Consider the following 21,371-nt stretch of genomic DNA (forward strand, 5'->3'; position numbering starts at 1 on the left):
AAAGTTGTTCGAGGAGGCCAGGACGCTGCCGCGTGATCGTTAAGATTGGTATGATTGAGCCGGGTTGATTGGTCAGCGATTCTGACAGGAGCACAAGATGGCTCTCCTAAAGCGCGAATTATATCGTCATGTGACAGGCCCTGAGGTCACCCACGCGGATCGTTGCACACTCGTTTTCGATACCGACGCAAAGAAGTTATACGTCGAGCGCGAGGTGGCGGATTTTGATGCCAGCGTTGTTGGCACGATTCAGATCCAATCATCAACGATGGATATCGCCGACTACCTCAAGCAGGGCGGTCAAACTGCTGGTCACCGCGAGCTATGGCGCTTGCTGCAAACGATCTTCAAAGAGGACAACAATTCGGAAGAGATGTAAGTTGGATCAGGGGTTCGTTGGCATCCCCACATAGTGTCCATGACCCAATGGCATGGCCGCAACGGACCGAGCGGCTTTGGGAAATCGGTGATATCGTCGAGGTGTTGAAAGAGCGTGGGAGGCCGCCCAAGTGGCGTCAGGACCGTTTGGGCCGTTTCGGAAGGGCCGTGACGCTCCACTTGAGTCCGAAATCGGCGCCAAAGCGGACATTTGGCGATCAATCTGAATTTGTCACTCGCGGTCCCTTTTTCTACGCTCTCAGTTCTCTAGGGCTTCGGCCGCACCACCCGCGTCAGCATCGGAAAATGCTTGTTGCCGCCCGCGAACGGCGGGAATTTCACGAAGTCCGCGCGCATGCGCTGGATCACGTCGGAGCCGAGCGCATGCGCAAGCGCTTGCGGGCCGTCGAACACCAGCTTGTTGCGTTGCATGTGCTCGACGCGCTGCGACGGCAGCCGGTCGACCCAATCGATGCGGGTGTAGATCTCGATCTGGCGGACGTTCGGGAAGGTCCGCATGATCGACGGATGGTGCTCCAGATAATGCAGGTTCCAGGCGTTCATGTCCTCGGCTGGCCCGGGATAGTGGACGAGGTAACTGCACGGAGTTGTCGTTCCCGCCGGATGTTCGGCGACATCGACGGGAAACGCGCGCGTCAGCATCACCTGGTGCGTGACGTCCAATCCGGTGAAGCTCGATAATCCGCCGCCGGTCGCGAGGCTGGCGAGCGCTCCGCCGCGATCCAGCGCGGCTTCGCAAGCGAGCAGGTCCGGAAACCGCAATTGGAGCGCGAAGGCTGGTCCAAAACCGTCAGCCTTGTAGGGATGATCGACCGATTGATCCAGCGGCGTGAATAGCAGGCCCTCGGTCATCTGTGGGACCGCCCCGACCAGCACGGCGGCGGCGTCCAGTGCGTCCGGTCTAACCCGCCGTTCGCCTGCCGGATCGGAGAATGTCATGAACAAGGAGATCATGATGGCGTTGCTTCAGCTTCCTCATCGACGTGCAGATGCGCCACAAGCGCTGTGCGTACGTCATCGGGCCATGGAATTGCATGATGATCGACAAGCGAGGTCGCGGCAAGGATCTGGCGGGCGCGCCAGCGTATGCCATCGACACCCGAGACGACGTGGCTCAATTGGAGAGAGGCCCCACCGACCCGGCCGATCTGCAACTTGAACGTCAGGAGATCGCCGAACCTGGACGGCCGGGAAAAGTCGCAGGTCAGGTGCACCGTGGGCGTTCCGATCTTCCGGACCGTGATCAATTCCGGCCATGGAAAACCGATTCCCGCCCAGAAATCTTCGACGACGCCGTTGAGGATGTTCAGGTAGGAGGGGAAGTACGCGATGCCCGAGGGATCGCAGTCTCCGAACCTGAGCTCGCGATCGAACGAGAACGACGCCATCAGATCGCAACGACCGGGTGCCTGATGACACCGACGCCGTCGACCCCTGCCTCCACCACATCACCCGGCCACAGCCATTCCTGCGGGCTCATGCCGGCGCCGACGCCTTCCGGCGTTCCCGTCGCGATGATGTCGCCCGGCTCCAGCGTCATGCCCGATGAAATGTCCGATATCAGAACCGGAATGTCGAAGACCATGTATTTGGTATTGGAGTCCTGCTTCATGATCCCGTTCTTGGTCAGCCAGAGCCGCAGGTCATGCGGGTCGGGAATCTCGTCCGCGGTCACGATGCAGGGGCCGAACGGCGCATAGGTGTCCATGCCCTTGGAGAAGATCCACTGGCCGGCGCGGCGATTGTCGCGCGCGGAAATGTCGATCATCACCGAATAGCCGAAGACGTGGTCCATCGCCTTCCCGGTCGCGACGCGCGTCGCGGTCTTGCCGATGATGACGGCGAGCTCGACCTCCCAGTCGAGCTGCTGCGTCATCTTCGCGTTGTGCTGGATCGCGCCGCCCGGACCGATCACCGAGGTCGGCGGCTTGGAGAAGACGACCGGCCGCTTCGGCAGATCCTTGTCCGTGTCGAGGCTCTTGGCGGATTCCGCCACATGCGCGCGGTAGTTCAGCCCGATGCCGAAGATGTTCTTGCGCGGCCGCGGGATCGGAGCCTGCAGCTTCACATCCTCGACCGGAACGGCGGCGCCGGCCGGCAGGCGCCCATCGGCACTGTCGAGCTTATCCCTCAACGCCGGCAGCAGCGTCACGCTGTTGTCGATCAACGACAGCATGTCGCTCGGCCATGCAAGGCCATGCGACGCACCGAGGCGTTCGACGTCCACAACCAATCCATCAACGAGGACCCCGAGGCGGGCACCGCTGGAGCCCAAGGTGTAGGTAACAAGGCGCATCGAATCTCTATCCGGCTGTTTCGGTTGAATTCTGCTGGAGGTACGTCAGGCAGCGACCGGCTGGTGACCGGCATTGTCGCCATAGGCCTCTTCCCGGTAGAAGCCGAGGCCTTCGATGACAGGCAGATCGTTGAAGCAGAACAGGCAGGCATCCTCGCTCTCCGAGGCGTTGCCGTGCTCGTGCCACGCCCAGGACGGAACACAGAAGATGTCGCGCTCCTGCCACTCGAAACGCTTGCCGCCGATCACCGAATAGCCGCGGCCCTTGGCGACCTGATAGATAAAGCTGCCGGTGTGGCGGTGCGACTTCGTTCGTTCGCCCGGCCGCAGCAACTGCATGCTGGCGCCGATCGTCTGCATCACGTGCCCGCCGGTGACCGGGTTGACGTAGTTCATGAGAATGCCGTCATAGGGCGATCCGTCGCTCGCGTCCGCATATTTGCGCAAGGATTCGTAGGTCGGCTCCCACTCGTATTTGAACATGGGCGAATAGCCCTTCGACCATTTCGAGCCGGCCGGGCAAAGACCGGGATTGCCCCAGGTTTTGGTCGTGTCGTCGACGGGATAGCCGGACTCTTCCTGCTGAACCTTGGGATGGACCGCGAAGAAGTTGGCTTCCAGCGCGTTGACCAGCGGGATATCGAGCCCATCCTGCCAGATGCAGACCGAGCCGTTGGCTTCGACGCCATGCTCGTGCCAGGTGCCGTTCGGCGTCAGCACGAAATCCCGCGCCCCCAGCGTCATCTTGTGACCGTCGACGATGGTGTAGGCACCGGATCCTTCCATGATGAAGCGCAGGGCTGAAGCAGAATGCGCGTGCGCGGTCGCGACCTCACCGGGATGCATCACCTGCAATCCCGAATAGAGCCAGCCGACCGCGGCCGAGACGTCGCGGCGGCCGGGATTGTTGAGATAGATCACCCGCCGCCCCGCCTTTTCCGGCGAGACCAGCTCGACCGAGCGCAGCACGTGCTCGCGCAGATCGTTGTAGCGCCAGAGCACGGGAACGGAGGTCGATTGCGGCGCCCACGGTTCGATCTTGTTGGCGACCGTCCACAGCGCGCCGGCTTCGTATTTTTCGAGGTCCTTGTAGTAAGCCTTGAGCTCGGGCGTGTCCTCGACATTGGCCCGGCCGACGACGTTCTCGCGCATCCTGTCCTCCAAGTCCGTCAAGTGGCTTCAACCAAGCAAGATGAATTTGAACGCGAATGTCTCCACATCGTCATGGCCGGGCTTGTCCCGGCCATCCACGACCTTTCGCGCGGCACAAAGAACGTGGATGCCCGGGACAAGCCCGGGCATGACGAGTTTGTGGTGCTACCATTCCCAACAACCATCCCCATCATTCCGATTTGGGTGGTATCGACGCGAAGCTCGCCTGCTCGATGGCATCACCATCGGCGAGGTCCAGCGGCGCCAGCGGACGCCGGTTGACCCGCAGGTCAAAAATGTCGAACCGGTTGTAGTGCCCGACGATGTCATGCATCTGCTTCGGCTGGATACAGCGCTCCAAGTCGATGTCGGCATAGATGATGCCTTCGTCGTCGATCAGGGCATCGCCGACCACGCGGCCATCCGGCCCGATGATGCCGGAGAAGGCACTCGACTTCCGCTGCAAACGCGCACGTGCGTCGGGGACAACGGTCTCCATCGCCTTGATGATCTCCTCCGACACGGTCGAGCAGGAGACGATCGTAAAAATCTTGCCTTCAAAGGAATGCGCAATCGCGCGCAACTTGATCGCCTCCGCCATGTCGTAGTCGGGAGGCGCGACGGGAAGCGAGATGTAGCTGGCGACATGCACGAGCTCACCCTGACCCAACAGCGCAAAGCGCGCGAGCGTGTTGGTGTTCTCGCCGCAGGCAAGGCCTCCCAGTCGCCCGATCTCGGTATCATAGACGCGCAGGCTCGATCCATCACCGCCGGTCCAGGTCAGCTTCTCTGCCCAGGTCGGGACCAGCTTGCGGTGCTTGCCAAGCAACGCGCCATCCGGCCCGATGAACACCATTGTATTGTAGATCGCGCCCAGCGACAACGGGCTGCGCTCGTTGACGCCGAGCACGACGTAGCAGGCGCAATCGCGCGCCGCTTTGCGGACGACATCGATCTCCGGACCCGGCACCAGCACCGATGCCTTGGCGAGCTTCTCGAACCATGCGCTGCCGGTGACGGGATCGGTGATCCAGTTCCAGTAGGGATAGCCGGGAACGAACACCTCGGGGAACGCGACGAGCTTCGCGCCATTGGTTGCGGCTTCACGGACCAGTGATGCCGCCTTGTCGGCTGTCGCACCCGGGTTGAGATAGACAGGTGAAGCCTGGACGGCAGCAGCTCTAAAGCGAGGCAGCTTCAGCATTGGCCCTACCCTGTCGCCGGCTCATGACCGCCTTGTCGGAGCAGAAGCCCGCAAGCGTGATAGCATGGCGCGGCGTTGACTTACTTCACATGTAAACGTATGCTATCGCATATTTCTGGAGGGTGCAATGGCTGAACGGTCTTTTGCTCGCGAGGTCGAGGATCTCCGGCTCGGCGATGGCGACACGTTCCGCGGCGAAGGCATCCTCGCCATCACCAAGGCGCTGCTGCAATCCGGCGTCGCCTATGTCGGCGGCTATCAGGGCTCGCCGATCTCGCACCTGATGGACGTGCTCGCCGACGCCAAGGACGTGCTCGACGATCTCGGCGTCGTGTTCCAGAGCTCCGCCAACGAGGCGGCCGCGGCGGCGATGCTGTCGGCGTCGGTGATGTATCCCCTGCGCGGCGCGGTGGCGTGGAAATCCACCGTCGGCACCAACGTCGCCTCGGACGCGCTCGCCAATCTCGCCTCTGGCGGCGTCACCGGCGGCACCATGATCATCGTCGGCGAGGATTATGGCGAAGGCTCCTCGATCATGCAGGAGCGCACGCATGCGTTTGCGATGAAATCGCAGATCTGGCTGCTCGATCCCCGCCCCGATCATGAGTGCATCGTCAATCTGATCGAGAAGGGTTTTGAGCTCTCCGAATTCTCGAACACGCCTGTCATGCTCGAGGTCCGCGTCCGCGCCTGTCACATGCATGGGAGCTTCGCCTGCAAGGACAACGTCAAGCCGGCGCACACGATCAAGGATGCGCTCAACAATCCCAGGCGCGACGTCAACCGCATCGTGCTGCCGCCGGCGGCCTATGAGCACGAGCAGGAGAAGATCAAGACGCGGATGCCCGCGGCGGTTGGATTCGTCCGCGACAATAAACTGAACGAGTGGATGGGGCCGACGCAGGGCAAGGTCGGCATCATCATGCAGGGCGGGATGTACAACAATGTCATCCGCGCGCTGCAATATCTCGGGCTGTCGGATGCCTATGGCAACACGCAAGTCCCGCTCTACGTCATGAATGTCACCTACCCCGTGATCGACACCGAGGTCGCGGAGTTCTGTGCCGGCAAGGAGGCCGTCCTGATCGTCGAGGAAGGCCAGCCCGAATATCTGGAGCAGGCCATCAACACGGTGCTGCGGCGCAAGGACATCCAGGCGCGCGTCCATGGCAAGGACGTGCTGCCGATGGGCGGCGACTACACCGCGCAGGTCCTGCTCGGCGGCGTCAGGGAGTTTCTGGAGAAGACCGAGCCGCGGCTGCTCGGCAACCGGCCGCCGGCGCCGGATGCGTCGCCCGTGCTCAATCACCCCGCGGTCGAGAGGCTGAAGAAGGTGGTGCCGGCGCGACCGCCCGGACTCTGCACCGGCTGCCCGGAGCGGCCGATCTTCGCCGCGATGAAGCTCGTCGAGGAAGAGCTTGGTCAGCACCACGTCTCGGCCGACATCGGCTGTCATCTGTTCTCGATCCTGCCGCCGTTCAACATCGGCGCCACGACCATGGGATTTGGCCTCGGTCCGGCCTCGACCTCGGCCTTCAACGTCAAGGCCGACAAGCGCTCGATCGCGGTGATGGGCGACGGCGGCTTCTGGCACAACGGATTGACCAGCGGCATCGGCAATGCCGTGTTCAACAAGCATGACGGCGTGTTCGTCATCGTCGATAATTTCTACACCTCGGCCACCGGCGGTCAGGACATCCTGTCGTCGCGCGCGACCAACAAGCGGCGCGACACCAATAACTCCATCGTCAAGGCCGTGAAGGGCATCGGCGGCCAATGGGTGCGCCAGCTCGACCGCACCTACGACGTCGGCAAGATGCGCGACACGCTGAAGGAGGCGCTGACGACCAAGGACGAAGGCCCCAAGGTCATCGTCGCCTCCTCCGAATGCATGCTGAACAAGCAGCGCCGCGTGAAGCCGCAGATCAACAAGGCGATCAAGGACGGATTGCGCACCGTCAAGGAGCGCTTCGGCGTCGACGAGGACGTCTGCACCGGCGATCACGCCTGCATCCGGCTCTCCGGCTGCCCGTCGCTGTCGGTGAAGCAGCTCGACGATCCCCTGCGCGACGATCCGGTTGCGGCGATCGACAATTCCTGCGTCGGCTGCGGCAATTGCGGCGAGGTCGCGGAAGCCGCCGTGCTCTGCCCCTCGTTCTACCGTGCCGACGTCATTCATAATCCGACGCGCTGGGACAGCTTCAAATCGAAGATCGCCATGACTGTGATCGGCTGGCTGCAGCGGCGGCGCGACCGGCGTCGTCCCGCGCTCGAGGCGCTGGCATGAGAGACGAGACGGTCCGGCTCGCGCTGCCTGCCGCCGGTGAAGCGACCGAGCGGCCGATCTCGCTCGCGATCGTCGCGATGGGCGGCCAGGGCGGCGGCGTGCTGACCGACTGGATCGTTCAGCTCGCCGAGAACCACGGCTGGGTCGCGCAATCGACCTCGGTGCCCGGCGTCGCCCAGCGCACCGGCGCCACGATCTACTACATCGAGGCGATGCCGCCGCTCGATGGCCGCAAGCCGATCCTGTCGCTGATGCCGACACCCGGCGACGTCGACGTGGTGATGGCCGCGGAGTTCATGGAGGCCGGCCGATCCATCCTGCGCGGCCTGGTGACGCCGGATCGCACCACGCTGATCGCCTCCAACCACCGGTCGTTTGCGATCGGCGAGAAGATCGCGCCGGGCAACGGCATCGCCGATGATGGCGCCGTCACCGGTGCCATCGGGGTTGCCGCCAAGACCGAGATCATCTTCGACTTGAACGCGCTGGCGATCGCGCATGGCAGCGTCATTTCGGCCGCGATGTTCGGCGCGCTCGCGGCGGCCGGTGTGCTGCCGTTCAGCCGCGACAGCTATCTCGACGTGATCCGCGCAGGTGGGAAAGGCGCGAAGGCCAGCATCGAGACTTTTGAGGCCGCCTTTGACCGGGTCAAGACCGGCGCTGCAGACGTTGCCGCGCCGGCGCAAACCAAACAAGCCGACAACGCCGCTTCTCCCGCAACGCCTGATCCGGATCTCGCCGGTCTCGTCGCAAGATTGAATCAGGAGCTGCCCGAACCAGTGCTCGCCATGGCGCGCGCGGGCTTGCGGAAGGTGGTCGATTTCCAGGACGTCGCCTATGGCGGCGAATATCTCGACATCCTCAGGACGTTGCACGCGGCCGACCGAAAGGCCGGCGGTGGCGCGCACGCTTATGCCTTCACGCAGGCCGCGGCAAAGTACCTTGCCAACGCCATGAGCTATGACGACGTCATCCGCGTCGCCGACCTCAAGACGCGCGCCGGTCGCCGCGCGCGCATCGAGAACGAGCTCGAGATGTCGCAGGGCCAAGTGCTCCAGACCACCGAGTTCATGCATCCCCGCATGGAGGAGGTCATGGGCATGCTGCCCGCGGGTTTTGGCCGCTGGCTTGGCACCAGGCCGCGCCTGCTCGGCTGGCTCGATCGACGCGTCAACCGGGGGCGCCGGGTGCGGACCTACTCGCTGCCCTGGTTCCTGGCGCTCTATGTCGTGGGCGGACTGCGCGGCCTGCGCCGCCGCTCGCTGCGTCACGCCATCGAGACGGCGCACCGGGACGGATGGCTCAAGGCCGCAACCGACGCGGTCGGTACCAATTACCAGCTCGGCGTCGAGATCCTGCAATGCCGACGCCTGGTGAAAGGCTATTCCGATACCCACGCCAGAGGCCTGTCGAAATTCGACCGGACGCTCGCGGCCATCAAGCTGGTCGAGCGACGCGACGATGCCGCCGATTGGGCGCGCCGCCTGCGGGAGGCCGCGCTGAAGGACAGCGCCGGCAAGGAGCTCGACGGCGTGATCCAGACCATCAAGACTTTTGCATGACAGCACTCAAAGAGAACATTGTTCCCGTCCCTGGGCAGATTGAAACCCGGCTCTGGCTGCAATTGCTGTCGCTGCATGGCGAACTGTTCGCGTCGCTGAGTGCGATGCTGAACTCCGAGTTCGGCTTGTCGCTCGCAAAATTCGACGTGCTGGCCCAGCTCGATCGTTGCAGGGACGGCCTCGCGCTCGGGCAATTGTCGCAAAACCTGAAGGTCACTGGCGGCAATGTCTCGGGGCTGGTGCAGCGTCTGCTCGCCGACGGCCTCATCAGCAGGGAGATGTCGAGCGAGGACCGGCGGTCCTTCATCGTGCGCCTGACGCCGAAAGGCGAAGCGCTGTTCAGGAAGGCCGCCGACGTCCACAAGAAGCATCTCGGCAAACGGCTCGAGAACGTTTCGGCCCGGGAGCTGGACGGCGCGCTGTCCGTGCTGAAATCGCTTTCTTCAAAACTTCATACCGAGACCAAGAAGCAAAGTCGCAAGAGATAATGGCCAGAGAATCCAAGAGCAGATGGAAGTCGGGTCCGCCCAGGACAAGGGACCAGCTGCAAACCTACATCCCGTATCTGTTCAACCGGCTCGCCAATCGCTGGAACCTCGATCAGAACCGCGACCTGAGCGAGCACAGCGTCAACAATGTCGTGTTCCGGACGCTGTCGGTCCTGTTCATCTACAAGACCCTCACGGTCAACGAGGTCGCCGTTCTCGCGGTGACCGAGCAGTCGACCGCGAGCCGCATGGTCGAGTCCATGGTGTCGTCGGGCCTCGTCAAGCGCGAGATCGCCGAGGAAGACCAGCGCCGCCGCGTCGTGGGGCTGACGCCGGACGGCGAAGCGCTGCTGCGCAAGATCTGGCCGATCATGGCGAACAACTACGACAAGCTGATCGAAGGCATCGAGCCTGATGACATCGAGGTCTGTGCGCGGGTGCTGGCCAAGATGGTCGAGAATATCCGCCAGAACCAGATCTGAAGAACTACGGACCGAGACCGACAAGGCTGGTGCCGCCGCAGACATAGAGCACCTGGCCGGTGACGAAATCGGAGCGGTCGTCGAGGAAGAACTCGATCGCGTGCGCGACATCCTCGCGCGAACCGAGCCGCCCGACCGGGACATTGCGCGCCATCCGCTCCTGCTGCTCGGAGCCCTTCGGGATGATGCCCCAGAAATTGTCGGTCAGGATCGGCCCCGGTGCGACGACATTCACGGTGATGCCGCTCGCGGCAAGCTCCAGCGCCCAGGTCCGCGCCATGCCATGCACGCCGGCCTTGGTCGCCGAATAGGCCGAGCGCGTCGCCGCGCCCATCGCAGCACGCGAGCTGACGAATACGATGCGTCCGAAGCGGCGCGCACGCATCCCCTCCAGCGCGGCCTGGGTCAGCAGCATCGGTGCGCCCAGGTGCAGCTGCGCCAGCATCAGAATGTCTTCCGGCTTGGCGTCCGGCAGCAGGTTCGGCAGGATCACGCCGGCATTGTGCACGAGGCGATCGACGGCGTGATCCCGGCAGATTTCTTGCGCGATCTCGCGTGTCGCCTCGATGGAGGAGAGATCAGCGCAATAGGCCGCGAGCAGATCATGCGTCCAGGTTGGCTTCTCCAGCCCGACCGAGACCACGCGCTGCCCGCGCTCGAGGAGCTTTTTCGCCAGCGCCTCGCCGATCCCCGAATTGCCGCCGGTGACGAGTGTCGTGCGGGTCTCGCTCATGGTCAAACCTGCCGCTTCTTGAGGTCGCGAAGGTCGAAGAAGGCGCCATCGCGCATTAGCCTTGCGACAACATCCTTCAGCCCGGCGCGCTGGATCTTCTCGGTTGCGGTCAGCGGCAGGCTGTCGACGAAGCAGATCCAGCCCGGCGCCTTGTAATAGGCCATCTGCTCCAGGCTCCAGCGGACTATGTCCTCGGCGACCGCACGATCAGCGCCGGCCTGCTCGGTGATGATGACCGCTGCAACTTCGTCGCCGCGCACCTGATCGGGCGTGGCCGCGACCGCGGCCTGCCGGATCGCGGGATGACGGTTGAGAACGGACTCGACCTCGACTGCTGCAATGTTCTCGCCGGAACGGCGGATGACGTTCTTCTTGCGATCGACGAAATGGAGATCGCCGTCCGCATCGCGCGACACGATATCGCCGGTATGCAACCAGCCGCCGTCCCACGCCTCGGCGGTCGCTTCCGGGTTCTTCAGGTACTCGCGGAAGAAGCCGTAGCGCGGATCCGCGCCGGCCCGCCGCACCAGCAGCTCGCCCGGCATTCCCACGGGCGCATCGTTGCCGCTGTCGTCGACGATACGAACGTCGATTTCGGGCGCCGGGCGGCCGAAGCAACTGGTGCCGATCTTGCGCGGCTCGACATTGGCCGCGATGACGCCGCCGCTTCCGGTCTCCGTCATCGCCCAGGCCTCCAACAGCGGAAAGCCGAAGCGCTGCTCGAATGGCGCATGCAGAAGCTTGTCGACGCCGGCGCCGAAGCCGAAGCGCACGGTGTGTGCGCGGTCCTGCTCCGAAGGCGGCGCACTCATGAGCATCGAGGGCATCACCCCGAGATAATGCAGGCAGGTGGCGCGGCTGTCGCGGACGGAAGCCCACCAGGTGCGCGGGTGGAAGCGATCGAGCATGGTCAGGCTGCCGCCGACCGACAGCATCGCCATCAGCGACACTGCCATCGCGTTCATGTGAAACAGCGGCAGCGGCGTGATCATGCGCTCGCCGTCTGCCTTGAGGTCAATCAGCCCACCGACATCGCGATACCAGTTTCCGGAATGCAGGAAATAGGTGTTGGTGAGCACGCAGCCCTTGGGCTGGCCTGTTGTCCCCGACGTGTAGAGCAGCGCGCATTCGCTCGCCTCGCCTCCCACGGTCGAAGGTCGCGCCCCACCGAAGGGGACGGGAACCTCGTCATGATCCGTCACCACCGGGATCGGTCGACCCGCCTGATGCGCCGCGGTCTCGACCTCGCCGCGCCGCTCGGCGAGGACGAACGCCGCATTCATCTCGGAATGCGCGACGATGTATTCGAGCTCGCTCAGCCGCAGATCCGGATTGATCGGCACCACGGAGACGCCGAGCGCGTTCAGCGCAAACCACAGCTCGATGAAAACAGGCCTGTTCTGGAGCAGCAACCCGACCCGGTGGCCATCGCCATAGCCTCGGCTCGCAAATGCCGACCGCCAGTGCTCGACCCGATCGAGCATGGCGCGATAGGAGATCTCGCCTGCCGCGATGCCGTAGATGTCGGCCGTCTCAGGCAGCACGTTGAGGAAGCCCGCCTCGCCTCGGCGCAGCGCGGTTTCACGGAAGCGGGCGTAGACTGTAGCGGTCAAGGCATTACTCACATGAAGAGCTGGATGTTGCCGAACGGCGCATCAAAATTGACGAGATCGACGCGCTTGAGCTTGATCTTCAGGGCGTCACCGACCTCTACGAATTCGTGCGACGCCCAGCCCGAATAGCGCTCCAGCATGTCGCCGCGGGTCTCGGTGTAGATGTAGGACGTCCGCGCCTTGAACACGCCGGCAGCGGTGTCGCAGGCCACGATCTGCGGCGCCTGGAGCAGATGGTGGCAGCGGCTCTTCGGCTTCTGGCTGAAGGTTCGCTCGCCGGTGAGACGCTCGACCCGCACCTTGAGCAGCAGCAGGTCCTCGTACATCAGCGACGGCTGGAGCACTGGATCCTGCTGCTGCCATTCCAGCGGCATCCAGTAACGCCCCTGGGGGTGAAACAGATCGAGCCAGGCCTGCCATTGCATCGTGTCGAGAAATTCGGCCTCCCGGTAGATCAGGTCGGCGATCGCCTTCTCGGTGATCATTCGGCGGCCTCGATGTGCTTGTCCATGTCCATGGTCATGAACTTGGCCCAGGCATGAAACTGGTTCCGCATCTGGCGCTCGGAGGTGCCGTTGATGACGGCGGTGACGTCGTGCTCTTCGCTGCTGTCATAGAGGCGGCGGAGATTGACCCATTGATTGCCGTTGGACTTCAGGCCTTCCTGCGCCCGCTCGTACATCTCCAGATCGTCGTGGCCGACGATCGAGGTCGGCGCATTGATGAAACGGTTGTACATCAGCGCGCGCTCGTAGAGCTTGTCGGGCGCGCCGACCAGGCGATAGACCCAGCTCTCGACCAGCGTCCTGTCGACCGCGATCGGGATGAAGTTGCGCAGGATCTGGACGGCGCCTTTGACCATGATGTTCGGGAAATACACGGTGTTGTGCCTGACCTCGCCGAGGATCTCTTGCGCGCGCTTGTCGCCGTAGGCCGCGACCATCTGGTCGAGATAGCCCGGGATATCCGAATAGTTCGAATGGATGGAGTTGGCGACGCCGGTGTGGCCATGGCCGTTCGGCCAGATCCTGATGCCGCTCTGCTCGTAGAACTCGTACGGGCTCATGAAGGGACCGTAGAGCTGGACCGCCATCGGCGTTTCCGTGGAGCAGCCCTGTTCGCGCTTCCAGACCTTGACCGCGGTGCCGGCCGAGCTCTCATGCGCGACCATCGGATGGCAGGTATCAGTCTGGTTCTCGACCAGCATCTTCCAATTGCAGGTATGCATGTAGCGGATCGGCGTGGCCACTACGGCGAGCTTGCCCTCCGGGGAGCGGTCGACCATATTGTCGATGGTCGAAAGGCTCTCGCCGAAATAGTCCTCGAAGGACACGCCGTTGTCGCTCAGTCGCGCGAAGATGAAATCGCGATAGATCACGACGTTCCTGACTTTCGACAGCCCCCCATTTGCCTGGGTGTCGCCAAAGCCGGTGCCCTCGTAGCCCTTCTTGAGCGGGATCGCGAGCAGCGACCCATCGGTCTTGAAGGACCAGGCGTGATAGGGGCAGCGGAAGAACTTTCCGGTGTTGCCGCAGGGCTCGGACGCGATCTTCACGCCCTTGTGCGGACAGCGGTTGTAGAAGACGTGGATGGAGCCGTCGCTGTGGCGGCTCGCCAGCACCGGCTGCCGGCCGATATTGGCGGTGATGAAATCGCCGGGCTTTGCAAGCTGGCTCGCATGCCCGACATAGACCCAGCTGTTCGGGAACAGGTGCTCCATCTCGAGCTCGAAGACCTCGGGGTCGACATAGACGTCGCGGTGCACCTCTGCGTCGCGCACCAGCGCCGCAACCGCGTGGGCATTCCGTCCGTATTTCGCCATGGCGTCCCTCGCCTCCCTCATAGATCCAGCACCAGACGTTCCGATTTCGCGCGTGACACGCAGATCTGCATGACCTTGTTGGAGGCCTTCTCGTCATCGCTGAGGATGACGTCGCGATGGTCGGGCACCCCTTCGATCACGCCGCACTGGCAGATGCCGCAATCGCCGCGCTGGCAGTCGTAGAGCACGTCGAGACCCGCCGCCTGCAGCGCCTGGATGATGGTCTGACCGGCCGCGACGCTGACCACCTGCCCCGACGATTTGAGCTCGACCTCGAACGGCCTGTCTGGCGAGGACGGCTGCTCCGCCTTGAAGAGCTCGTAGTGGATGCGGTCGGCCGGAATGCTCGCGGCAAGCGCAGCCGCTCTCACCGCTTCGATCATGCCCGCCGGACCGCAGACGTAGATGTGGGAGCTTGCGGCTGCATCGCCGAGCGCGATTGCGATGTCCAGGCGGGACTCGTCACCGTCGTAGTGAATGGACAGACTCTTGGCGCAAATCTCCTGGAGATGCGGCACGAACGCCAACAGCCCTTGCGTGCGTCCCGAATAGTGCAGGCGAAACGGAGTTGCGCGGGCGGTTAGCTCCGCCGCCATCGACAGGATCGGCGTGACACCGATGCCGCCGGCAAACAGCAGCGCGGGCGCCGCGTTCTCATGCAGACGAAAATTGTTGACCGGCGCACTCGCCTGCACGACATCGCCGATCTTCAGCGCATGCATGAATTGCGAACCGCCGCTTGAAGCCTCCTCGCGCAGCACCCCGAGCGCCAGCGTACCCTCAGGGCGGCCGGGCAAAGCCATCAACGAGTACGGCCGGTCTCCTCCATTCGGGAGCGCCACGCGGATATGTGCGCCCGCCTGCCATCGCGGCACGACGCCGTCCTCCACGTCAAACACAAGGCTCCGTATGAACAGCGTCTCCGCGGCATACGATCTCACCTTGAGCTTAAGCGGATGCGCGTCCATTCAGGCATCTCACAAATTATATGTATTTGCATATTTTTAGACATGTAATAATTGCCTGTCAATCGTCAGTACGGGTGCAGGTCCGGATTGCAGTCCGGTGCACACGTTCCTGCACACGTTGCCCCTAAGCGATTGAAAAGCCTGGAGCCCTTCAGTCCTAAATCCCTGGTCGGATTCCTTTTCCTGGTTCAGTAGTTGCTTGCGGCACCCCTGATCAGCCCATGACAGCTGTGCGCCATGCGCATCGAAACCAGATCTTTTCGACGCACCACATTGGTCGGATAGACGCTGTCCAGATTGGTGGTGTCGACCGGGAGCCTGACCCGCAACGCCCGCGAAAGCCGCAGGCTAAGAAATGGCCTTCCCTGAAACCTTGTCGAAAAGGTGCGTTCGCTCCAGATCAAGAGCAACGTCTATGAAGCGATCCGGCGCCGCAGCGACACCGACCGGCATCTGAGCCGTGAACGGAAATGCGCCTACGGTTCCGATCACCAGCGTATGCGGCCCGAGCGGCTCCACGTCTTTCACCATCAAGCGGATCGATGAGCCCATCGGCGCATCTTGCCGCAGCACATGGTCGGGCCGCACGCCGAGCACAACCGGCTTGCCGACGCTCCCGGCATAGGCCGCCTCGCGGGACTTCGGCAATTTCAGCACCGTACCCGACGGCTCGCTGAAGACCAGCGCGCCGTCGCGAGCGGCAATCTCGCCATGGATGAAATTCATGCTGGGTGCGCCCATGAATCCCGCGACGAAGAGATTACTGGGCTTCTCGTAGATCGTGATCGGGTCGGCCGCCTGCTCGATCCGGCCGCGATTCATCACCACGACGCGATCCGCCATGGTCATCGCCTCGACCTGGTCGTGCGTGACATAGACGATCGTCTTGGCGAGACGGCGGTGCAGTGCCTTGATCTCGGTCCGCATCTCGATGCGGAGCTTGGCGTCGAGGTTTGACAATGGCTCGTCGAACAGAAACACGTCCGGGCTGCGCACGATGGCACGGCCGATCGCCACGCGCTGACGCTGTCCGCCGGAGAGCTGCTTGGGCCGGCGGTCCAGATATTGCTCGAGCTCGAGAACCCGTGCCACGTCCTGGACTGCTTTCGCGATGCTGGCGCGTGAGTCGCCCCGCACCTTCATGCCGTAGCCGATGTTCTCCCCGACCGTCATATGTGGATAGAGCGCATAGTTCTGGAACACCATCGCACAATTGCGCAAGCCCGGGCGCAACTGCGTCACGTCGCGGCTGCCGATGCGGATGTTTCCGCTGGTGACCGCCTCCAGCCCTGCAATCATGCGTAACGTCGTGGTCTTGCCGCAGCCGGACGGGCCGACAAGCACGACGAATTCCTCGTCGGCTACGTTCAGATCGAGCCCCTCGATGATCTTGTAGGGCCCATATGCCTTGCTGACGTTTTCGATCTCGACGTGCGCCATGGATTCCTTTTTCCGTCCCTTATATCGACGGCCAACAAAGCCCGGATGATGCTTACGCATCATCCGGGGGCAGTCTCCGCGGGAAGCTAGTTCTTGGGTGGAAGACCCATCGCGGCGCGATAGGCCGCCAGTTGCTTCGCGCGGCCGAACTCATCGGTCAGGCGATTCCATTCCTTCGCGACCGCGTCCAGCGCGGCCTGCGGCGTGGTCTGGCCGGCCAGCGCCTTGCCGAGCTCGATCTCGACGACCTCGGTGTAGGAGAAATAGCCGGGCAGACGCATGTCGAGCGCGACATTCTTGGCATTGATCGAATCCGCTTGCGCGCCGAGATATTCCTTGGCCTCTTCCGGCGAGAAATTCTTGCTCCACAATTGCAGATTGGCCGTGTGCGATTTGCGGTAAGGATTGACCCCGGTGCCGCCGGTGATCGCCGCCTGCCCCGACACTTCGGGGCTCGTCAGCGTCTTGACGAAATCCCACGCCGCCTGCTGGTTCTTGCCGACCTTCGGTACCGCGATCTGCCATCCACCGAACGCCATGAATGGCGTCGGCAACACGCTTGCGAACTTGTCCCACTTCTTGGTCTTGGCATTCCAGATCTCATCCGATCCCGGCAGGATCGCCGAACCGACCTTGCCCGAAATCTTCGATTGCTTGGGATCGGCGGCGATCACGCCGGTATCACCCCAGCCGATCGACTCGGCCACTTGGCCACCGGCCACGGCGGCATTGACCTCGCCGAACGAGAAGTTCAGCGCATTGGGCGGGCCAAGCTTTGAAGCCCGGATGTATTCCTCGAGTCCCTTCACCCAGCCAGGATTGTTGATCTGGGCATCCATCGTCTCGGGATCGAAGAACATCGCGCCCGGATAGTTCGGGTTGTTGGTATAGGCCGCCGCGTGGCTGAAGAAGAACCAGAACTGCTGGCCGCCGCGACGGAAGGCTTCGGCCGTGCCCCAGAGTCCCTTGTCCGGGCGCTGGAAGAACTCCGCGATGTCGAGATACTGCTTCCAGGTCTTTGGCGGTGCCAGATCATAGCCGTACTTGGCCTTGAAGGCGTCCTTCTCCTTGGGATCGCTGAACAGGTCGGTGCGATAGGTGTAGGTGTGGACGTCGCCGTCCATCGACTGCGAATAGATCTTGCCTTCCCACACCATCAGGCGCTCGCGATAGGCCGGCTCGACATCGTCCCAATCCTTGCCGGACTGCATCTCCTTCGGCATCTCGCTGAGAAAGGAGACAAAGTCCGGCAACCAGGCCGGCGCAAAGCTAACCAGATCGAACGTCGCGTCCGACCCGGTAAGCGATGTAACGATCTTCGGGTAGAGCTCCGACCATGGAAACTCGACGACATTGACTTTGCCGCAGGTCTTCTTGGTCCATTCGTCCGCGCCGAGCTTGAGCGCGGAGGCGATATACGGTCCGGTCTGCGACGCCACCGTCAAGGTGACGCCGGAGTAATCCGGGCTACAGGCAGCGTTCGCCTGGCTCACGGTGCAAGCCATCGCGAGCGAGGTGGTCAGCATCAGAAACGTCCGTCGCAACATCGTCCAGTCCTCCCTACATAAGTTTTTGCTATTTGATTGCTCCGAGCAGCAGGCCCGACCGCATCATGCGGCTGAGCAGACCCGCCATGATCATCATCGGAATGATGGCGACGAGCGCCGCGGCCGAGATCGCCCACCATTCGTCGCCGCGCTGGCTGTTCTGTCCCGCCACCAAGATAGGCAGCGTCTGCCATCTGGAATTGGTCAGGAACAGCGCGAACAGGAACTCGTTCCAGACGAAGGCGAGCGTGATCATGAAAGTCGCCAGCAGCCCGTTCATCGACATCGGCACCACGATGCCAAGGAAGATGCGCCAGCTCGGCACATTGTCGACCATCGCGGCTTCTTCGACCTCGATCGGAATGGCCTCGAAGAAGTCACGCATCAGCCAGACCACGATCGGCAGCGAGAACGCGACGTAGCACAGCGTCAGGCCGACATAGCTGTCGATGAGCTGGAAGCCGAGCCGGCCGATTTCGCTGTAGAGCAGATACAGCGCGAAAGCCGTGACGATCGGCGGAAACATGCGCTGGCTGACGAACCAGAACAGGATGTCCTCATTGCCGAGGATCGGCCCCGGCAGCGGCAGGCGGTTGGCCAAAATTGCAGCGGCAAGCGCGATCGGGAACGCCAGCAGCAGCGCCTGCGGGCGGGTGAATCCGAACGAATTGTTGAACAGCAGATAGCCGCCGAGCGCGAGCAGGAAGAAGATCAGGCCGGCGCCGAAGCGCACCCTGAACTCGAACCGCACCAGCGCATAGGCTGCCATCGCGCCGACCGCGGTCGCGATCGCCGCCGCCGACATACCGACGATCGTAGAGTTCAGGAAGGTTCGGAAGAACTCGCCACGGATACCCTGGTAGAGATCGATGAAGGGCTGCAGGGTCGGCGTGAAGTCGACGAACGGAATATAGGTCGGGCCGCCGACCACGCCCGGCGGGGTCTTGAACGCCGTCACCACCACCCAATAGAGCGGAAACGCCGTGATCAGGCACCAGACGAGCACGCCGGCCGTGACCAGGCGGCGACTCCAGCTCGACAGTCCGGTCAGGCCCTGCCCGCTCATCGGCGTTTCTCCAGATGCGGCCGCAGCAGCGCCAGATAGGTCACGCCGATGATCGTGATCGCGATCAGGAACAGGAAGCTGAGCGCGGAGGTATAGCCGAGATTGAACTTCTTGAAGCCCTCCTGATAGGCGAACAAGGTCAGGGTCTCGGTGTCCACGCCGGGTCCACCGCCCGTCATCACGAACACGGTGTCCATGATCTTGTAGCTCTCGATCAGGCGGATGAAGACGACCGCAGCGGAGATCGGCAGCATCATCGGGAACGTGATGCCCCAGAATTGCTGCCAGGCGCTGGCGTTCTCGAGCTCGGCCGCCTCGTAGACATCTTCAGGGAGTGTTTGCAGGCCAGCCAGCATCATCAGGATGATGAACGGCGTCCACTGCCAGATCTCAACCGCAATGATGCAGGCGAGCGCCCAATGTCCGTTGGTGAGGAACGGCAGGTTCGCCAGTCCGAACATGGACAAAAGCTGGTTGAGCGGCCCCATGGTCGGATTGAAGATCATGCGAGCAACGAGCGCGACGGCAACCGGGGCCAGCAGCATGGGCAGCAGCAAGGCCACGCGAAACAGCCGTTCGCCCGGAATGCGCGCGTTCAGCGCGAGCGCAACGCCAAACCCGATCACGTACTGCAAACCGACCGCGATGAACGCGATCATCGTCGTCGTGAAGATCGCATTCCAGAAGCGCGGCTCTTGCAGGAGCGAAACATAGTTGCCGAGCCACACGACGCGCGGCGGGATCGGCGGAATCAGGCGATAGCTGAGGAAGCTCGTGGTGAACGAATAGATCAGCGGAAAGATCGAGATCGCCAGCACGACGAGCACCGCCGGCCAGATGAAGACATGCTTGATCGGATCGTTCCGCATCATGAGCAGATCATCGCTTCAACAGGGCTTCAATCTCGGCACGCCGCGGCATGGCAGGCGCAGTCCCCGCACGCGTCACGGAAATCCCCGCCGTGGCCGACCCGAACCGCGCCGCTTCCAGTGGATCGGCGCCGCCCGCAAGCGCTGCTGCGAAGCCACCGACGAATGCATCGCCCGCGCCCGCAGTTTCGACCACCTTGCCGGCGGCGAACGGGGGCACGTGCAGCGAGCGATCTCGGCCGTGAAACAGCGCCCCGCGTTCGCCGAGCGTGATCAGCGCGGTACCCGCTCCCTTGGCCAGCAACGCGTCTCCGGCGCGGCGCGCGCCGGCGAGATCGCTCACCGCGATCCCCGTCAGCGCTTCCGCCTCGGTCTCGTTGGGAACGACGTAGTCGCACAATGCAAACAGGCTGTCGTCGAATGCGCCCGCGGGTGCCGGGTTGAACACGGTGACGCTGCCCGCAGCGCGCGCGATCTCGAGGCCGCGCTGCGCGGCGGCGACCGGTTGCTCGAGCTGGGTCACGAAGACGCGGCTGGTGCGGATCGCATCCGCGGCCGCGTCGACGTCGGCAGGGCCGAGACCGTCGGCCGCTCCGCTCACCACGATGATGGCGTTGTCGCCGCGTGTCTCGTGGACATAGATGAAGGCGGCGCCGGTTGGCGCCTCCGCAGTCCTGGCCACGCACGGGCGAATTCCCTCGGCCTCCCACGTCTTGATGGCAAGATCGCCGAAGGCGTCGCGGCCAATCCGGGAGATGAAGGTCACGTCCGCGCCCGCGCGCGCAGCGGCCACGGCCTGGTTCGATCCCTTGCCGCCTGGTCCCATGGCAAATCCCGAGCCAGCGATCGTCTCGCCGATCGCAGGCATGTTGCCGGCCCGAAAGGCCAGATCGACAACGAAGATGCCGAGCACTGCGACGCCAGTCTTGCTCATGGTCGTCACTCTTCGTCCGGCGCGATGACGCCCTTGGAGAACAGGAAGCAGCCATAGAAGCGCCGCTCACCGGTGGCGATCACGCAATAGGCCGCCTTGGCCTTTTCATAGAAGGCGTGGCGCTCGACCCCGACCAGCGGCCAGGAGCGTCCCTCGGCGCGGTCGATCGCGGCCTGCACCTCGCGCTGCACCGGCGGCACCTCCTGGGGCTGGCCAACGATCTCCATGCGGATCGCGGCATCGTCGACGAACGTATCGAGCGGCAGCACCGAGAGGATGGCTTCGATCGCCTTTGCCGTGCTGACGTTGTCGATGCGAAGCAGCTCGCCGAACACGGTCTGGCGAGCGATCGAGTCAGCAGGAAAATTGGTATCGCACACCACGAGGCGATCTCCGTGCCCCATCGCGCGCAAGGCATAGAGCACGTCGGCATTGAGCAGCGGATTGATGCCCTTGAGCATGTTGCGTTCCTCCCTTGTCGTCAAAATCGCCCGAACTCTGATGGTTCG

General features: G+C 63.2%; 21 protein-coding genes. 5 read left to right on the forward strand and 16 right to left on the reverse strand.

Annotation, left to right across the window (positions count from 1 at the left end; genetic code table 11):
* Positions 1 to 97 precede the first annotated feature (97 nt).
* Positions 98 to 379 carry a hypothetical protein gene (locus ABID59_RS30150; protein WP_354085774.1) on the forward strand — a complete coding sequence of 94 codons (282 nt, stop codon included), beginning with the start codon at positions 98 to 100 and terminating at the stop codon, positions 377 to 379.
* Between the two features lie 266 nt (positions 380 to 645).
* Here the strand turns inward: ABID59_RS30150 and ABID59_RS30155 are convergent, their stop codons facing one another.
* The 5 genes from ABID59_RS30155 to ABID59_RS30175 form a co-directional block, all read right to left on the reverse strand.
* Positions 646 to 1,353 (reverse strand): hypothetical protein, encoded by a 708-nt coding sequence (locus tag ABID59_RS30155; RefSeq protein WP_354085775.1) that lies wholly within the window; start codon positions 1,351 to 1,353, stop codon positions 646 to 648.
* Positions 1,350 to 1,787 (reverse strand): acyl-CoA thioesterase, encoded by a 438-nt coding sequence (locus ABID59_RS30160; protein ID WP_354085776.1) that lies wholly within the window; start codon positions 1,785 to 1,787, stop codon positions 1,350 to 1,352. The genes ABID59_RS30155 and ABID59_RS30160 overlap by 4 nt, the downstream gene beginning before the upstream one ends.
* Positions 1,787 to 2,695 (reverse strand): fumarylacetoacetate hydrolase family protein, encoded by a 909-nt coding sequence (locus ABID59_RS30165; RefSeq protein ID WP_354085777.1) that lies wholly within the window; start codon positions 2,693 to 2,695, stop codon positions 1,787 to 1,789. Before ABID59_RS30165 ends, ABID59_RS30160 begins: the two co-directional genes overlap by 1 nt.
* Positions 2,696 to 2,740: 45 nt before the next feature.
* Positions 2,741 to 3,847, reverse strand: coding sequence for a cupin domain-containing protein (locus ABID59_RS30170; RefSeq protein WP_354085778.1), 1,107 nt, complete (start codon positions 3,845 to 3,847; stop codon positions 2,741 to 2,743).
* A gap of 190 nt (positions 3,848 to 4,037) precedes the next feature.
* A complete protein-coding gene (locus ABID59_RS30175) occupies positions 4,038 to 5,051 on the reverse strand; it encodes a carbon-nitrogen hydrolase family protein (protein ID WP_354085779.1) in 1,014 nt (337 codons plus the stop codon).
* 127 nt (positions 5,052 to 5,178) lie between these two features.
* Between ABID59_RS30175 and ABID59_RS30180 the strand changes: the two genes are divergently transcribed.
* The 4 genes from ABID59_RS30180 to ABID59_RS30195 are packed head-to-tail and all read left to right on the forward strand — an operon-like array spanning position 5,179 to position 9,870.
* A complete protein-coding gene (locus tag ABID59_RS30180) occupies positions 5,179 to 7,338 on the forward strand; it encodes a thiamine pyrophosphate-dependent enzyme (protein ID WP_354085780.1) in 2,160 nt (719 codons plus the stop codon).
* A complete protein-coding gene (locus tag ABID59_RS30185) occupies positions 7,335 to 8,900 on the forward strand; it encodes an indolepyruvate oxidoreductase subunit beta family protein (protein ID WP_354085781.1) in 1,566 nt (521 codons plus the stop codon). Before ABID59_RS30180 ends, ABID59_RS30185 begins: the two co-directional genes overlap by 4 nt.
* Positions 8,897 to 9,388 carry a MarR family winged helix-turn-helix transcriptional regulator gene (locus ABID59_RS30190; RefSeq protein ID WP_354032060.1) on the forward strand — a complete coding sequence of 164 codons (492 nt, stop codon included), beginning with the start codon at positions 8,897 to 8,899 and terminating at the stop codon, positions 9,386 to 9,388. Before ABID59_RS30185 ends, ABID59_RS30190 begins: the two co-directional genes overlap by 4 nt.
* The gene (locus tag ABID59_RS30195) at positions 9,388 to 9,870 is read left to right on the forward strand and encodes a MarR family winged helix-turn-helix transcriptional regulator (RefSeq protein ID WP_354085782.1); all 483 of its coding nucleotides are present in this window, start codon (positions 9,388 to 9,390) and stop codon (positions 9,868 to 9,870) included. The genes ABID59_RS30190 and ABID59_RS30195 overlap by 1 nt, the downstream gene beginning before the upstream one ends.
* A 4-nt stretch (positions 9,871 to 9,874) precedes the next feature.
* Here the strand turns inward: ABID59_RS30195 and ABID59_RS30200 are convergent, their stop codons facing one another.
* The 11 genes from ABID59_RS30200 to ABID59_RS30250 form a co-directional block, all read right to left on the reverse strand.
* Positions 9,875 to 10,603: an SDR family NAD(P)-dependent oxidoreductase gene (locus ABID59_RS30200; RefSeq protein ID WP_354085783.1), complete on the reverse strand. Its 729-nt coding sequence runs from the start codon at positions 10,601 to 10,603 to the stop codon at positions 9,875 to 9,877.
* Between the two features lie 2 nt (positions 10,604 to 10,605).
* On the reverse strand, positions 10,606 to 12,216 hold the full coding sequence (locus ABID59_RS30205; RefSeq protein ID WP_354085784.1) for an ATP-dependent acyl-CoA ligase: 1,611 nt from the start codon (positions 12,214 to 12,216) through the stop codon (positions 10,606 to 10,608).
* A gap of 8 nt (positions 12,217 to 12,224) precedes the next feature.
* Positions 12,225 to 12,701 carry an aromatic-ring-hydroxylating dioxygenase subunit beta gene (locus tag ABID59_RS30210; RefSeq protein WP_354085785.1) on the reverse strand — a complete coding sequence of 159 codons (477 nt, stop codon included), beginning with the start codon at positions 12,699 to 12,701 and terminating at the stop codon, positions 12,225 to 12,227.
* Positions 12,698 to 14,038 (reverse strand): aromatic ring-hydroxylating dioxygenase subunit alpha, encoded by a 1,341-nt coding sequence (locus tag ABID59_RS30215; protein WP_354085786.1) that lies wholly within the window; start codon positions 14,036 to 14,038, stop codon positions 12,698 to 12,700. Before ABID59_RS30215 ends, ABID59_RS30210 begins: the two co-directional genes overlap by 4 nt.
* A gap of 17 nt (positions 14,039 to 14,055) precedes the next feature.
* Positions 14,056 to 15,006, reverse strand: coding sequence for a PDR/VanB family oxidoreductase (locus tag ABID59_RS30220; protein ID WP_354085787.1), 951 nt, complete (start codon positions 15,004 to 15,006; stop codon positions 14,056 to 14,058).
* 348 nt (positions 15,007 to 15,354) lie between these two features.
* A complete protein-coding gene (locus tag ABID59_RS30225; RefSeq protein ID WP_354085788.1) occupies positions 15,355 to 16,446 on the reverse strand; it encodes an ABC transporter ATP-binding protein in 1,092 nt (363 codons plus the stop codon).
* Between the two features lie 86 nt (positions 16,447 to 16,532).
* Complete coding sequence (locus tag ABID59_RS30230) at positions 16,533 to 17,972, reverse strand: extracellular solute-binding protein (RefSeq protein WP_246230370.1); 1,440 nt, start codon at positions 17,970 to 17,972, stop codon at positions 16,533 to 16,535.
* 49 nt (positions 17,973 to 18,021) lie between these two features.
* Positions 18,022 to 19,059 (reverse strand): carbohydrate ABC transporter permease, encoded by a 1,038-nt coding sequence (locus ABID59_RS30235; RefSeq protein WP_148755449.1) that lies wholly within the window; start codon positions 19,057 to 19,059, stop codon positions 18,022 to 18,024.
* Positions 19,056 to 19,931 carry a carbohydrate ABC transporter permease gene (locus ABID59_RS30240; RefSeq protein ID WP_148755450.1) on the reverse strand — a complete coding sequence of 292 codons (876 nt, stop codon included), beginning with the start codon at positions 19,929 to 19,931 and terminating at the stop codon, positions 19,056 to 19,058. Before ABID59_RS30240 ends, ABID59_RS30235 begins: the two co-directional genes overlap by 4 nt.
* A 7-nt stretch (positions 19,932 to 19,938) precedes the next feature.
* The gene (rbsK, locus tag ABID59_RS30245) at positions 19,939 to 20,862 is read right to left on the reverse strand and encodes a ribokinase (RefSeq protein WP_354085789.1); all 924 of its coding nucleotides are present in this window, start codon (positions 20,860 to 20,862) and stop codon (positions 19,939 to 19,941) included.
* Positions 20,863 to 20,867: 5 nt separating this feature from the next.
* Entirely contained in the window at positions 20,868 to 21,323 is a 456-nt protein-coding gene (locus ABID59_RS30250; RefSeq protein WP_354085790.1) for an RbsD/FucU family protein, read from the reverse strand.
* Positions 21,324 to 21,371 lie beyond the last annotated feature (48 nt).

This window comes from Bradyrhizobium sp. S3.3.6, from assembly GCF_040546905.1.
GTDB classification, from domain to species: Bacteria; Pseudomonadota; Alphaproteobacteria; order Rhizobiales; family Xanthobacteraceae; genus Bradyrhizobium; species Bradyrhizobium cytisi.

Coding starts and splice junctions, on each gene's coding strand:
- ABID59_RS30180 (WP_354085780.1), top strand. CDS start 5,179: ATGGCTGAACGGTCTTTTGCTCGCGAGGTCGAGGATCTCCGGCTCGGC.
- ABID59_RS30170 (WP_354085778.1), bottom strand. CDS start 3,847: ATGCGCGAGAACGTCGTCGGCCGGGCCAATGTCGAGGACACGCCCGAG.
- ABID59_RS30165 (WP_354085777.1), bottom strand. CDS start 2,695: ATGCGCCTTGTTACCTACACCTTGGGCTCCAGCGGTGCCCGCCTCGGG.
- ABID59_RS30215 (WP_354085786.1), bottom strand. CDS start 14,038: ATGGCGAAATACGGACGGAATGCCCACGCGGTTGCGGCGCTGGTGCGC.
- ABID59_RS30195 (WP_354085782.1), top strand. CDS start 9,388: ATGGCCAGAGAATCCAAGAGCAGATGGAAGTCGGGTCCGCCCAGGACA.
- ABID59_RS30210 (WP_354085785.1), bottom strand. CDS start 12,701: ATGATCACCGAGAAGGCGATCGCCGACCTGATCTACCGGGAGGCCGAA.
- ABID59_RS30200 (WP_354085783.1), bottom strand. CDS start 10,603: ATGAGCGAGACCCGCACGACACTCGTCACCGGCGGCAATTCGGGGATC.
- ABID59_RS30160 (WP_354085776.1), bottom strand. CDS start 1,787: ATGGCGTCGTTCTCGTTCGATCGCGAGCTCAGGTTCGGAGACTGCGAT.
- ABID59_RS30240 (WP_148755450.1), bottom strand. CDS start 19,931: ATGATGCGGAACGATCCGATCAAGCATGTCTTCATCTGGCCGGCGGTG.
- ABID59_RS30155 (WP_354085775.1), bottom strand. CDS start 1,353: ATGATCTCCTTGTTCATGACATTCTCCGATCCGGCAGGCGAACGGCGG.
- ABID59_RS30175 (WP_354085779.1), bottom strand. CDS start 5,051: ATGCTGAAGCTGCCTCGCTTTAGAGCTGCTGCCGTCCAGGCTTCACCT.
- ABID59_RS30250 (WP_354085790.1), bottom strand. CDS start 21,323: ATGCTCAAGGGCATCAATCCGCTGCTCAATGCCGACGTGCTCTATGCC.
- rbsK (WP_354085789.1), bottom strand. CDS start 20,862: ATGAGCAAGACTGGCGTCGCAGTGCTCGGCATCTTCGTTGTCGATCTG.
- ABID59_RS30225 (WP_354085788.1), bottom strand. CDS start 16,446: ATGGCGCACGTCGAGATCGAAAACGTCAGCAAGGCATATGGGCCCTAC.
- ABID59_RS30230 (WP_246230370.1), bottom strand. CDS start 17,972: ATGCTGACCACCTCGCTCGCGATGGCTTGCACCGTGAGCCAGGCGAAC.
- ABID59_RS30150 (WP_354085774.1), top strand. CDS start 98: ATGGCTCTCCTAAAGCGCGAATTATATCGTCATGTGACAGGCCCTGAG.
- ABID59_RS30185 (WP_354085781.1), top strand. CDS start 7,335: ATGAGAGACGAGACGGTCCGGCTCGCGCTGCCTGCCGCCGGTGAAGCG.
- ABID59_RS30220 (WP_354085787.1), bottom strand. CDS start 15,006: ATGGACGCGCATCCGCTTAAGCTCAAGGTGAGATCGTATGCCGCGGAG.
- ABID59_RS30190 (WP_354032060.1), top strand. CDS start 8,897: ATGACAGCACTCAAAGAGAACATTGTTCCCGTCCCTGGGCAGATTGAA.
- ABID59_RS30235 (WP_148755449.1), bottom strand. CDS start 19,059: ATGAGCGGGCAGGGCCTGACCGGACTGTCGAGCTGGAGTCGCCGCCTG.